Annotated in this window: 8 protein-coding genes and 2 pseudogenes; 9 read left to right on the top strand and 1 reads right to left on the bottom strand. The window is 60.9% G+C overall.

The annotated features are described in order from the left end of the window. Positions 1 to 77: 77 nt before the first annotated feature. Entirely contained in the window at positions 78 to 1,226 is a 1,149-nt protein-coding gene (locus tag RIFP1SYM_RS13275; RefSeq protein WP_005965585.1) for a hypothetical protein, read from the bottom strand. A gap of 330 nt (positions 1,227 to 1,556) precedes the next feature. Between RIFP1SYM_RS13275 and RIFP1SYM_RS13270 the strand changes: the two genes are divergently transcribed. The 9 genes and pseudogenes from RIFP1SYM_RS13270 (at position 1,557) to RIFP1SYM_RS18295 (ending at position 13,234) form a co-directional block, all read left to right on the top strand. Then, complete coding sequence (locus RIFP1SYM_RS13270) at positions 1,557 to 3,023, top strand: complex I subunit 4 family protein (RefSeq protein WP_005965583.1); 1,467 nt, start codon at positions 1,557 to 1,559, stop codon at positions 3,021 to 3,023. A 9-nt stretch (positions 3,024 to 3,032) separates the two neighbouring features. After that, positions 3,033 to 6,325 (top strand): annotated as a pseudogene (locus RIFP1SYM_RS13265) (DUF2309 domain-containing protein). Continuing rightward, on the top strand, positions 6,318 to 6,650 hold the full coding sequence (locus tag RIFP1SYM_RS18300) for a hypothetical protein (protein ID WP_005965577.1): 333 nt from the start codon (positions 6,318 to 6,320) through the stop codon (positions 6,648 to 6,650). Before RIFP1SYM_RS13265 ends, RIFP1SYM_RS18300 begins: the two are co-directional and overlap by 8 nt. Continuing rightward, on the top strand, positions 6,596 to 7,909 hold the full coding sequence (locus tag RIFP1SYM_RS13260; protein ID WP_338063183.1) for a proton-conducting transporter transmembrane domain-containing protein: 1,314 nt from the start codon (positions 6,596 to 6,598) through the stop codon (positions 7,907 to 7,909). The genes RIFP1SYM_RS18300 and RIFP1SYM_RS13260 overlap by 55 nt, the downstream gene beginning before the upstream one ends. A gap of 12 nt (positions 7,910 to 7,921) precedes the next feature. After that, a complete protein-coding gene (locus RIFP1SYM_RS13255; protein WP_005965573.1) occupies positions 7,922 to 9,439 on the top strand; it encodes a complex I subunit 4 family protein in 1,518 nt (505 codons plus the stop codon). A 66-nt stretch (positions 9,440 to 9,505) separates the two neighbouring features. Next, on the top strand, positions 9,506 to 9,952 hold the full coding sequence (locus RIFP1SYM_RS18835) for a hypothetical protein (protein WP_005965571.1): 447 nt from the start codon (positions 9,506 to 9,508) through the stop codon (positions 9,950 to 9,952). Next, positions 9,925 to 11,022 carry a complex I subunit 4 family protein gene (locus RIFP1SYM_RS13250; protein WP_005965569.1) on the top strand — a complete coding sequence of 366 codons (1,098 nt, stop codon included), beginning with the start codon at positions 9,925 to 9,927 and terminating at the stop codon, positions 11,020 to 11,022. The genes RIFP1SYM_RS18835 and RIFP1SYM_RS13250 overlap by 28 nt, the downstream gene beginning before the upstream one ends. After that, on the top strand, positions 11,019 to 11,516 hold the full coding sequence (locus RIFP1SYM_RS13245; protein WP_005965567.1) for a SprT family zinc-dependent metalloprotease: 498 nt from the start codon (positions 11,019 to 11,021) through the stop codon (positions 11,514 to 11,516). The genes RIFP1SYM_RS13250 and RIFP1SYM_RS13245 overlap by 4 nt, the downstream gene beginning before the upstream one ends. A 185-nt stretch (positions 11,517 to 11,701) precedes the next feature. Continuing rightward, positions 11,702 to 13,234 (top strand): annotated as a pseudogene (locus RIFP1SYM_RS18295) (caspase family protein). Positions 13,235 to 13,352: the final 118 nt, after the last annotated feature.

Here is a 13,352-nt window from a genome sequence, read left to right as displayed (position 1 = left end):
AACGCAGAAACTGGATATTCTAGGCGCAAGATACAAGTTCATGACTTGATCAGAGGCTCCGTAGGTGCCGAGTGGCGCTATTCAGTGGGCGGGCGCACCTCTGCCGCCTCACTCATGGCGTGGATTGCGCCCTCTAGGTCGGTCTGGTCAGGGTTCTCCTCACTCTGCTGATCAAGCATCTGGAACAGCTCATCCTGCTCCAGGATACGGTGAGCGCCATCCGGCTGCTGCAGATAAGCGGCCCATGGCACGAACTTGGTCAGTGGGAAGAGCTGCCCCTCGACTGGTGAGATGTCGATATGCAGTCCCGAGATCAGCATCAGCCGCCGACCTTTGTACTCCGTCTCTTTCAGCAGACTGCGGTAGGTGCGATCAAACTCCACTTGGGTATTGACCTTGGCAGCCGTCAGCATAGGTGACTTAGTTGCGAGCACCCAAGGCATCACTGGCAGCAGATTATGCTCCAGATGGCTGTGGCCCTCCTCCTTCCCGCCACGGATCTGACGCTTGAAACTGTACCAGTCGGGCTGCAGACGATCCCCCAGAGGAGTCGGTTCTGATCCGGTGCCGCTGATGTCGAGCAGGCCCGCCAGCTCATCCGAGGCACGGAAGGTCTTGGAGGTACTGAACACCTTGAGCGGGTTCATCAGACCCGCGTCGTCCATCGTCACTAGGCGACTCAGATCAAGGTAGAGCCCCTCCTCACGAGACTCGTCCAGCAGTTGGTTATCGATGCTGATGCGCCACTCGTCCTCCTCCTTGAAGACGTGGATGTTGTCCCTGGCGAAGTCGTATTCGCGCTGGTACCAGTCGAGCACCCCGGCGATCTTGCCACAGCTGGAGGAGCAGCTGTTGTCCTCAGTCTGCAGCCGCCGATAGTGGCCGTACTGCCGGCTCTCCGGATCGTAGCCCACATGGCTGGCATGAATGATGATCAGGTCCTTGCCGTGATGGGCGTGCGGGCCGTGACGGTCGGTGGCGACAATGCCGCCCACCAAGCCGTGGTTGAAGGGGAAGCTGTTGAAGTGCTTGGCGATCAGGATGATCGGATAGCCTTGGCTCTCATCCGAGCAGAAGGCCCGCGACGGCATGATCTTGCCATGCTCGAAGCCAAGGGAGCGGCACAGATTGTAGAGCTTTGGCACGAAGGTACTGTAGCGTAGCATCCGGCTTTCGATCCGATAGCTCGACATCGAGGCCATTGGGTTGCTGTTGCGATTGTACATGCTCTTCCCTTAATTGCGGCTGGCCACGCTGCACCGCAGCCCTCTATTGCGGAGCGACTATAATACGGCGATTTCACCGCCAATAGGAAATATCAGCGCACCTTTTATCTTATTACCACATAAGGATTTTCCAATGATTTTAGCCTGCCTTTATGGTAGCGTTTCAGGCCATCCAAACGACCTGATTTTGGCGGCAGTTGTTTCAATCTTCTAGGGAGATTGTCAGCGTCGAGCTCAACCCAACCTACGATATCGACAAGAATCTGATCCCGCCCCAGCGACCGGCCTCCGGGAGGTCGTACCGATTTCACTCAGGAGAGCTTTGCCGACATGGGGCCACTCACCCAGTTACTGATCACGCCAGTTGTCAGCGCAGCACTGATCGCACTGCTCCCTTCTGCACAGAGCCGCCTAATCCGTAGCGTCGCACTGGCCGGCTCCGGCCTCGCCCTGATCCTCTCCTGGTGGCTGCTCGGTAATTTCGACAGCAGCAGCGCCGCAATCCAGTTCAAGGAGGTTGTGCCCTGGAACCCACGCCTCGGCACCGCCTATGCGGTGGGGGTCGATGGTATCGCGCTATCGATGTTGCTGCTGGCGACCCTGCTCTGCTTCGTCGCACTGCTTGCCTCCGCCAGCATCCAAAAACAGCAGAAGGGTTACTACCTGCTAGTGCTACTGCTGGAGTCGTCAATGCTCGGCGTCTTCATGGCCCAGGACTGGTCACTCTTCTATGTCTTCTGGGAGCTGACCCTGATCCCGCTGTTCTTTCTGATTGACCGCTGGGGCGGCAAAAACCGTCACGGCGCGGCGCTCAACTTCGTGCTCTACACCATGGGCGGCTCAGTCTTCATGCTGCTCAGCCTGCTGGTGCTATTCGACACCCTGCCCGGCCACTCCTTCGCCATGGATCAGATGAGCGCCGGCGCCAAACAGCTGACCGAACATAAACAGGTGCTGATCTTTCTCGGCTTTCTGGTCGGCTTTGGCGTCAAGATGCCGATCTTTCCGATCCACGGCTGGCTACCGCTGGCCCATGTGGAGGCCCCCAGCCCAATCAGTATCCTGCTCTCTGGAATCCTGTTGAAGATGGGCGCTTACGGCCTGATCCGCGCCGCCCAGATGCTGCCCGAGGCGGTCATCACGCTACAGGGAGTGCTGGTGGCACTGGCCCTGGTCAGCCTGATCTACGGCGGCCTGCTAGCCTGGCGCCAGTGGGATCTGAAAAAGATGATCGCCTACTCCTCGGTCGGCCACATGGGGGTAGTGCTGCTCGGCATCGCCACCCTCAACATCTCCGGGCTAACCGGCGCAGTGTTGCAGATGATGGCCCACGGCCTGGTGGCCGGCGCTTCCTTCCTACTGATCGGCCTGCTCTATGAGCGCACCCACACCCGCAACATCAATGACTACAGCTCGCTGCTGCGGATCACCCCACGCTTCGCCTTTTTCACCACCCTGGCATTTGTCGCCGCGGTCGGCATCCCCGGCACCTTCGGCTTTGTCGCCGAGCTGCACGCCCTGATCGGCGGCTTCGAGCGTTGGGGCTGGCTGGTGGTGGTGCTGAGCCTGAGCATCATGATCAGTGCCGCTTACGCGATCCGCACTATCGGCCGGCTCTTCACCGGACCCAGCCACAGCCAGATGCAAGAGATCGAGGACCTGCGTCCCACTGAGCTGGCCGCAGCCAGTATGTTGAGTCTGGGCATCCTACTACTAGGCATCTTTCCGGCGCCGGCGCTGCAGCTGGTCTCCGCCTCAGTTGAACAGCTGAGCGGGCTGTTCGCCGGCCACTTTTAAACGAGGAGAGTGAGCTTGTCTGTTGCCAGTCACGATCAGGAGCCAGGCGATATCCGCGACCGCTTACAGCACGCCATCGAACACTTCGAGCATCTGCTGCCTGGCCAGGCGCCGATCAAGGACTTCGTCCACCACAACACCCTACACGGCTTCCAGCACCTTCACTTTACCGAGGCACTGGCCGAGGCGGAACGCCTCACCGGCGCCCGCGGCTATCTGCCGGAGAAGCAGTTTCGCGAGTTTTACCGTGCAGGTCGCATCAACCGCGACGACCTCGAGGCAACCCTCGACGAGACCCCGGATCTCGCTGCCAACGCGCCACTGTTGCAGAATCAGCCCCCCCCCCTCAACCAGCGCGATCTAATCATCGCCGCACTACTGCATCCGCTGAAGCCGGTGACCGCCTGCCAGCTCAACTGGCAGCTCGAGGAGCTGGATGCACTCCACCGATTCCAGCCCGATGTGGAACCGGCCAGCCGTGAACGACTACTCAGCGCCGCCAATCAGCAGGACGAGGGGACCGCGATCAGTGACCTCTGGTCAACCTGCCTGGAGGTGTTGGGACTACAGCACTTCATCATGCACCCGGAGGAGCTGGTCGATCTCTCCCCGGAACAGGCGGAACAGATGCTCAGCGGGCTGAACCAGAGCAGCGAAGGCTATGGCGACCTGCACATGCTAGTGCGCAAAGAGGTGGCCAAGGAGCTGGAAACACTGCTCGCCCAGGTCGGTCCTGAGATCACCCTGCGCGGCCTACTACTCAAGCTCACCGGTCAGGATCTGCTGGAACAAATCCGGCCGATGTTGATCCGTTTCATCGCCAGCTTCCTCGATCAGGGACTGGCAGCCTGGCCGATTCCCAATCGCGAGCAGGGCTTCTACGCTACCTGGCGCACCAGCGTGGCAGTTCACTGACCGGCTTCCTAGCCGATCTGATCGAGTGGCAAGATGAGATCGCACTGCTCGATGACGATCCTCTGGAGGTAGTCATCGCCGAGCTACGTCATATAGGCGTACCTGAGGCACACTGGGAGAGCTACCTGGAGCGACTCGCCCTGGAACTGCCGGGCTGGTCTGGCATGTTCTTCTGGCGCCACAACCACCCCGGTTACCAGGGCAGCACCGAGATACCGGTAGCAATGCTCGACTACCTGGCGGTGCGCCTGGTGCTGGAACGGCTGTTCGCGCAGAAGCTCTGCAACCAGCAGTGGCAGATCGCCCCCAACCTCGATCTGCTGCGCTGGTACTTCCGCCGCCGTCGCTCCGAGTTCATGGTGCGCTACACCCTCTACAATCGCCGCCTGCCGGAGTACCTCACCAACCGTGCGCAGCAGTTAGTGAGCCGCATCCCGATTGCCAGTGAAGAGCGCCCCATGTGGCGGCAACTGGCCGACATGATCTGGACTTGGCGGCAGAGCCCCACCGCCGACCAGCCGGAGGGCTATTCCGTCTACCGCAGTGCCTGGCCCCTGTTCCGCCTCTGCCAGCACCTCGGCATCTGCGCTGACGAACTGCGTAGCATCGAGTGCGAACCGCTTGCATCGATCTTCGACACCCTGGCCCAGCTCACCCCGCATAAACGCGGCTACATCTGGCTGCAGGCCTACGAACGCCACTACCGCGAACAGATCTTCAACGCTATCGTCAATAATGAGGGACGCGGTCGCTGGAAGACGCGTGAGAACCGCCCGGCAGCACAGATCGTCTGGTGCATGGACGATCGCGAAGAGGGCATTCGCCGCCATCTCGAAGCGATCAATCCGCAGATCGAGACCCTAGGCGCAGCCGCCCACTACAACGTGCCACACAATTGGCGCGGCCTCGACGACAGCGAGATCAGCAGTCTCTGTCCGGTGGTGATGGTGCCCACTCATGAGATCCGCGAACTGCCCAAGGTCGGTGAGGAGAAAAGCGCCAGGGAGCGCAGCAAGCAGCACAAACGCCGCCTTTGGCTGAAGGATTTGTTGTTTCAGGAGACCCGCCGCAACCTGCTCGGCTCCACCGCATTGATGACCTTGGCAGCCCCCGGCGCACTGGCAGTACTGGCCGCCAAGGTAGTGGCGCCATTGAAGCTGGGGCAACTTTCAGCGCGCCTGCGAGAACGCTATGAGACCCCGGTGACCACCGATCTCGCCCTCACCGCAGCGCCCGATGCCCCGGAGGGCAGTATCGAACAGAACCGTCTCGGCTTCTCCGACATCGAGCAGGCCGACCGGGCCGAGGCGTTCCTACAGAATCTCGGTCTGGTGGATGGCTTTTCGCGGCTGCCAATCATCATGGGCCACGGGTCCAGCAGCGAAAACAACCCGCACCGCGCCGCCTACGATTGCGGTGCCTGCAGCGGCCGCCACTCCGGACCGAATGCCCGTATCCAGGCCGCGATATGCAATCGTCCGGTGGTCCGCACACTACTGCGCGAGCGCGGCATCAATATCCCCGACGACTGCTGGTTCATCGGCGCCTTCCACAACACCTGCGACGAAAATATCGACTGGTTCGACCTCGACAAGGTACCGGAAAGCCATCGCCAGGAGCTGGCCAGTATCCAGCAGGATCTGCACCAGGCCTGCCACCATTCGGCCCACGAGCGCTGCCGTAAGTTCTTCTCTGCTCCCAAGCATCCGGGGCTGAAACAGGCGCTGACCCACATCCAGGGACGCGCCAACGACTTCAGCCAGGCGCGCCCGGAGTTAGGTCACGCCACCAACGCCTGCGCCTTTATCGGCCGCCGATCGATCACCCAAGGGGCGTTCTGGGACCGGCGCGCCTTCCTCATCTCCTACGATCCTACCCGCGATCCAGACGGCCGCATCATCGAGCGCCTGCTGCTGGCCAACGGCCCGGTCGGCGCCGGCATCAGCCTGGAGTACTACTTCTCCACCGTCGACAACGAACAGTATGGCTGCGGCTCCAAGGTGACCCACAACATCTCCGGCCTGTTCGGTGTGATGGAGGGTGCCAGCTCCGATCTGCGCACCGGCCTACCGCGGCAGATGATCGAGATCCATGAGGCGATGCGGCTGCAGGTGATCGTCGAACAGAGCACCGAGATGCTGACTGAGATCTATCTGCGCCAACCACCGCTGCAGGAGCTGGTGGGCAAGGGCTGGCTGCTGCTCAGCGCCAAAGATCCAGACAGCGAGCGCATCGATGTCTTTTATCCCGACAAGGGCTGGGTACGCTGGCAGGGCAAGCTGGAGCCGCTACCCAGCGTAGAGTGCTCGGCTGACTGGTACAACGGCCAGATGGATCCACTCACGCCGGTGCTGCTGAAACAACCCGGAGCGACCGACCATGTATGAACTCGCCCACTCCCCTCTGTTCGCTCCACTGCATGGGCTAATCCCGATGATCCCGGTACTGCCGCTACTGGCGGCCGTCTGGATCGCCCTCTCCTACACCTTTGAGGGCAATCGTGGTGAGTTCGGTGAGCGCCTCACAGCGCGGGTCGCACTACTGGCAGGCGCGCTGTCACTGATCATCCTGCTGCTGGTCGACCTGTTGGCCCTGCTGATCGGCGAGGCGCCGGGCCAAATCCGGTTCGGCGATGGCTCAGTAGCGGCGACTATCATATCCGCATCAGCTTCACCCTGGATGCACTGGGGCTCTCGATGGCGACCCTGGTAGCCGCTATCTCCCTGATCACGCTGCGTTTCTCGGTCAACTATCTGCATCGCGAGGCGGGCTTCCAACGCTTCTTTATGGCGCTCTGCCTGTTCATGGCAGGTATGCTGCTAATCGTGATGGCAGGCAGTGCGGCACTGGCATTTGTCGGCTGGGAGCTGGCCGGTGTCGCCTCCTATCTGCTGGTCGGTTACGCGTTGGACCGCCCCACTGCCACCACCAATGCGACCCGGGCGTTTGTCACCAACCGCATCGGCGATGCCGGTTTCGTGCTGGCGCTGTTTCTCGCACTGTTCTGGATCGGTGATCTGGAATGGCCAGCAATCACCGATGGCGTTACCGGTATGAGCAGCCTCAGCGCCGGTCTGCTCGGCTCCGGCTTCCTGCTGGCGGCACTGGTGAAGTCGGCCCAGGTGCCCTTCTCGCCCTGGATCAGCCGCGCCCTGGAAGGGCCGACCCCCTCCAGTGCGGTGTTCTACGGCTCACTGATGGTGCATGCTGGCGTCTATCTGCTGATCCGCCTGCAGCCAGTATTCGAGCAGACACCGCTGATGATGGTGGTGATTCTGCTGTTTGGTCTGCTGACAGTGGCCTATGGCTACCTCTGCACACTGGTGCAGACCGATGTAAAGAGCACGCTGATGTTCTCCACCACCGCCCAGGTGGGGCTGATGTTCGTCGAGTGCGGCCTGGGGCTATTCGAGCTGGCAGCCTGGCATCTGGCGATCCACGCCATCTGGCGCGCCTATCAGTTCCTGCTCTCGCCGGCCCACATGCACCTGATGTCACGCCCGACCCGAGCGGCACCTGCCTGGCTGCGCAAGCGCCGCTGGCTGTTTACCGCAGCCATCAACCGCTTTTGGCTCGATCCGGTCAGCGACTGGCTGTTGACTCATCCTACTCAGCAGCTAGCCCGAGACACCCAGGAGTTCGACGACCGGGTGATCGTACCACTGGTCGGCATGCCGGCCCGTGCCAATGCGATCAGCTCCCTGGCCCAATGGCAGGGGCGCAAGGGCCAACCGCTACCCTCCAGCGAGGGCGATGTGGGCCAAGGCATGGGGCTGGTCGGCAAGCTGATGGAAGGCATCGCCTCAATGCTGCACTGGTTTGAGGAGCATCTGGTGCTCAAAGGCGGTGGTGAGGGGCTGATCAACCTGATCGAGCGGCTCGGTTCCAGGCTGTTGCGGATCGAAGAGCTGCTGGCCCAGCCCCGCTATCTGCTGTTGCTGATCATGGCGACCTTCGCGGTGATACTCTAAGGAAACTGGTCGATGATGCATGAGATCCACTGGAGCGCCCAGGCGGGCTTCCCCATCCTCAGCGCGCTACAGCTGCTGCCGCTGCTCGGCATGGCCACCCTGCTCGGCTGGCGGGAGAGCCGCGCAGTACCCCTGCTTGGTACCGGTTTCGCGCTACTGGAGCTGTTGCTGGCGCTGCTGCTGCTGAACTTCTTCGATCCCACGCAAGAGGCGATGCAACTGGCCGAGCGGATGCCCCTGTTTGGCCCGCTTGCCTACCACGCCGCGGTGGATGGGGTGAGCGTGATCTTCATCCTGCTGACGGCGCTGCTCTGTCTGCTGGTTGTGATCTACGGTCAGGTGCGCGAGCTGACCCCTCACGCACTCTTTATGCCACTGGTGCTGGCGGTTGAATCCGCACTGATGGGCATGTTCACCAGCGTCGATCTACTCTGGTTCACCCTGCTCTCGGCGATGGAGCTGGGCCTGGTAGGATTTCTAATCGCTCGCTGGTCCACCTCGCCAGAATCAGAGCTGGCCCAGGCGCGCTACTACCAATTCATGGGCACCGGTCTGCTACTGTTGTTGACCGGCGTCATCATGCTTGGCTGGAACTACGCCGACGCCAACGCTGGCCGCTGGAGCTTCGATCTGTTCGAGCTGCAACAGACGAAAGTGGCGCCCAATTTCCCCTCAGTGATCTTCTTCCTGCTGTTCTATGGTCTGGCGGTGCGCATCCCGCTGTTCCCGCTGCACGGCTGGCTACCGGTAGTGGCGGAACACGGCACAGTGGCGGCGGCGCCGGTGTTTTTAATCGGTCTGAAGATCGGCATCTATGCGATGCTACGCTTTCTGCTACCGCTAATGCCTGAAACAGTGCTGCAGTGGCAGCCGTTCATCGTCGCCTTTGCGGTGGCCGGGGTCTTCTACGCTGCTCTGCTGGCGATGCTACAGGTCAATCTGCGTCGGCTGCTGGCGTTTGCGGTGGTGAGCCATACCAGCGTGTTGCTGATCGGCATGTTCAGCCTCAATCTGGCGGCTTTCGAGAGCAGCGTGATGCTGTCAGTCAACTTCGGTTTGGCAATCACCACCCTGCTATTCATGCTCGGTTTTGTCTATCGCCGCACCCACACCCTGCTGATGGCTCGCCTCGGCGGTCTGTTCGACCACATCCCACTGATCGGCATCGCCTTTCTGATCGGCGGCCTGGCCATCGTCGGGATGCCTGGCACACCAGGTTTCAACGCGGTGCATCTAACCCTGGAAGCGGCGATCCACCGCTTTGGCGCGCTGGTGACCATCGCCGCGGCGCTGGGTAACGTGGCGGCTGCCGGCTTTCTGCTGTGGGCGTTTCAGCGCTCCTTCCTAGCGCCCCAGGATGAGACCCAGGCAGCGCTCAAGGTGGAACCCACCAGCCCGGTTGAGAAGCTGATTGCCGGAGTGATGATCCTGGTGATGTTGAGTGCCGGCTTCTATTCCGAGCCCTGGCTAGGGCTGATCGAAAACTCCCTTGAGGGGCTGAATACGCTCTATGGGGCCGGGGCGCACTGAAGATTCGACCGCTCACGCACCGTGCGGCTCACGTGAGCGATCATAGAAGAGACGGAATCGACTGACATGCATGAATCCATTCAGGCGCTCACCGAGGGCCTACCGCTGATCAGCTTGCTGATCCTTTCGCTGCCGCTGGGCGCTAGCCTGATCTGGCTGCTGCCGGGAGAATATCTGGCGCGCTGGGTGGCACTGTTCATCGCACTGATCGATCTGTTGCTTGCGGTAACGATCCTGTTGGCTTTCGACCCGAGCCAGTCGGGGTTTCAGTTTGTCGAGCAGAGCAACTGGATCTCCTCGCTGAATATCCACTACCGGGTCGGCGTGGATGGCATATCGGTGCTGTTCCTGCCGCTGACGGTGCTGCTGTTTCTCGGCGTGGTGCTCTCCTCTTGGAGCAGCACACGCAGCATGCCACGTCTCTACTACACCCTGCTGTTGCTGCTGGAGAGCAGCAGCCTGGGGATTTCTGCTCGCTGGATACGGTGCTGTTCTTCCTGTTTTGGGAGCTGACTCTGCTGCCGCTCTACTTCCTTATCAGCTTCTGGGGAATCGGCGCCAACCGCCGCTACGCCGCGGTCAAATACACCCTGTTTATGCTCGCTGGCGGCATCCCGATCCTGTTTGGTTTTATCCTGCTCGCCTTCGGCCAGGCCGAGCTCAGCGGTACGGCCCCACCCGTGGGTCTGGTATTTGATTACGAAACCCTACTCAACAATCCCCTGCCGGCCGAGATGCAAACCCTGGTGTTCTTCCTACTGCTGCTCGGCTTTGCCTTTAAGACCCCGCTGTTCCCACTCCACACCTGGCTGCCGGTGGTGGCGATGGAGGGACCGGTGGCGATCGCCGCGCTGATGACCGGGCTCAAGCTGGGGGCCTACGGTATCATCCGCTTTGTAGTCCCGATGGCGCCGGCTGCGGCGCAGGAGTTCCACTGGCTGCTGGCCGGTCTGGGCGTGATGGGGATCCTCTACGGTGCGGTGCTGGCGATCGCCCAGACCAACCTGCGCCGCATGCTCGCCTATGCCAGTATCAGCCATGTCGGGCTGGTATTGCTGGGAATCGCCTCGTTCACTATCCAGGGCTTTCAGGGGGCGCTGTTTCAGCTGCTCAACTTCACCATCATCGCCGGCGGGCTCTATATCGTGACCGGCTTCCTGCACCATCGCATCGGCTCTACCGATCTGATCAACCTGGGTGGCGTGGCCCAGTCGATGCCGCTGCTGACCGCTTTCTTCCTGCTGTTCGGCCTGGCGAGTATGGGAGTGCCGGGCACCAACGGTTTTCCCGCCGAGTTTCTGGTGCTGGTGAGTGCGCTGGGCAGCCACACCGGCGCCGGGCTGGCGGCGCTGTTCGGTATGGTGCTGGGTGCCGGCTATTTTCTCAGCCTCTACCGCCGCGCATTCCTGGGGCCTGCCCGCTCTGCGGTGGTCATCGACGCCCTGGATCTGCGCCGCCGCGAGCTGCTGGTGGCCAGCGTGATCGCCTTCCTGGTACTCGCCATCGGCCTCTATCCCAACAGTGTGTTGGAGACCACCCGGGTCGCCAGTGAGGCCTGGGTGGCGCATCTGCTGACTCAATGACGCCGCTGCAGCGCCAGGCCGAGGCGCAGACCCTGGAGCTGTTGCTGCAGGCACAGGATCAGTTCAAAATCCGACTGCCTGAAGTGCGTATCACTTTTGATCTGCGAGGGCGCAGCGCCGGCATGCTGCGGCTGCCGCGGTCAGGCGCGGCGGTTATCCGCTACAATGCCCAGCTGCTGACGGAAAACGACCCGCAGTTCATCGCCCAAACGGTCCCCCACGAAGTTGCCCACCTGGTAGCCATGACGCTGCATGGCAGAGGGATCCGCCCACATGGAGCGGAGTGGAAGGCGGTGATGGAGGCATTTGGAGCCGCACCGGAGCGTTGCCACCAATTTGATGTCAGCCGCACTTCTAGACGCCGGTTGCGCCGCTTTACCTACCAATGCAACTGCAGGGAGCACCAGCTCAGCAGCATCCGTCACAACCGTGCTCAGCGGGGCACCCGCTACCTCTGCCGACACTGCAAGACATCTCTACGCCCAGTTGAATAATTTTAGAGACCAAGGGCACTTCAGATCACACACTTCCCATCACCTCTCATAAAGAGGAGCGAAGCACACGCAGCCCTGCGTAACCACTGAAATCTTCCGTGCTTTACGCTCTCTACCAATTGACGATTCACGACCCGCCTCACCGGCTTGTATTCACCGGGCCAGTATCCTAGCTTGTCAAATAGATGGAAGCGAAAAACTGTCGGAGAATGACGATGCCCAGGATTATTCGCCTTTTTGGGATGCTGTTCCTGTTAAGTGTGCCGCTTTCTCTTCCTGCACTCGATTTCGAGGTGACGGCCCAGACCACCGACTGCTCCGGTGACATCGGATTCTCCTCCTTCGATTCCCGGGATCTCTATAAGATGCAGTCAGCGGACTGCACCGACCCCAACACCGGCCAAAAGCTGCAGCAGGTGCTACTGAAATCCAAATCAGGTCTGGTCAGCTACGACGTGATCTGGGTCACTCAGGAGGAGGCCCGCAACATCCTGCAACAGATCAAGGAGATCAAGGCGGCCAAGATCAAGCGCATGACCCGTCCCGAGGTGATGATCCAGAAAGAGACGGTGATCCGCCACGAACGACCGATTGCTGCGCCCACCGTCACCCGTTCGGCCCCGCCGGCGCGCAGCGACCTGCCCGGCCCGGTGATCAACATCATCGATCCGCCCATTGCCAATACCCGCTCCATCACCAATGTCATCACACCGACGGATGCCGACAAGCGCACCGTGGTGGGCAAGATCAATGCCCCCGCCGGCCTGATCTCCTTGACCATCAATGGCAAGTCTCACAAAGTGGACGAACACGGCATCTTCAAGGCCGAGGTGCCGGTGACCCGTTCCAAGACGCCAGTGACCATCGTCGCCGTGGACAATCAGGGCAAACGGGACACGGTGGAATTCCGGCTGCTGCCCGAACCCCTGCAGGAGCAGCCTGAGACTGGCGCCGGTGTCGACAACGATCCGAGCGTCTTCGGAAACTATCATGCCCTGATCATCGCCAATGCCCGTTATGAAAAACTTGATGACCTCTCCACCCCAAAAAACGATGCGGATGCGATCGCCGATATCCTCAAGCAGCGCTATGGATTCACCGTCACCCGACTCTACGACGCGACCCGCTACGAGATCCTCTCCGCTCTGAACAAGACCCGCCGGGAACTCACCGAAAAAGACAACCTGCTGCTCTACTACGCCGGCCACGGTGAGTATGACAAGACCTACAACCGGGGCCACTGGCTGCCGGTTGATGCGGAAACCGACAGCACCGCAAACTGAATCTCCACCGTGGCGATCACCGACATCCTCAACGCCATGTCGGCGAAGCATGTACTGGTGGTGACCGACTCCTGCTACTCCGGAGCCCTCACACGGGCCGTCAACACTGAACTCGATCCCGGCATGTCGGAAAAGACCCGCATGAAATGGCTCAGGGTCATCGCCAAGGCCCGATCTCGCTACGTGTTGACCTCCGGCGGTGTGAAACCGGTATTGGATGACAGCGGAAATGGACACTCCATGTTTGCCAATGCGCTCATCGATGTACTGAACGAGAGCAAGGGGATACTCGAGGGTTCCAAACTGTTCCGCGAGGTCAAGTCACGGGTGTCAGCCCGGGCCGAGGAACTCAACGTTGATCAATCCCCTCAATACGCCCAGCTCAAGCGCACCGGTCATGAGTTTGGGGAATTCCTTCTGGTTGGTCAGCGTTGATACCAGATACTCGCTGTAGTTGGAATGCTTCACTCCATGGATGAATTCAGGGCGGCGCTGGACGACTTTTTTACCGGACGCATGGATCTGGATAGGTTGTTGGGCAGGCTCGACGCCC

The sequence above is a fragment of the endosymbiont of Riftia pachyptila (vent Ph05) genome (genome assembly GCF_000224455.1).
Taxonomy (GTDB): Bacteria; Pseudomonadota; Gammaproteobacteria; order Chromatiales; family Chromatiaceae; genus Endoriftia; species Endoriftia persephonae.
This window is presented reverse-complemented; position numbering and strand designations above follow the sequence as displayed.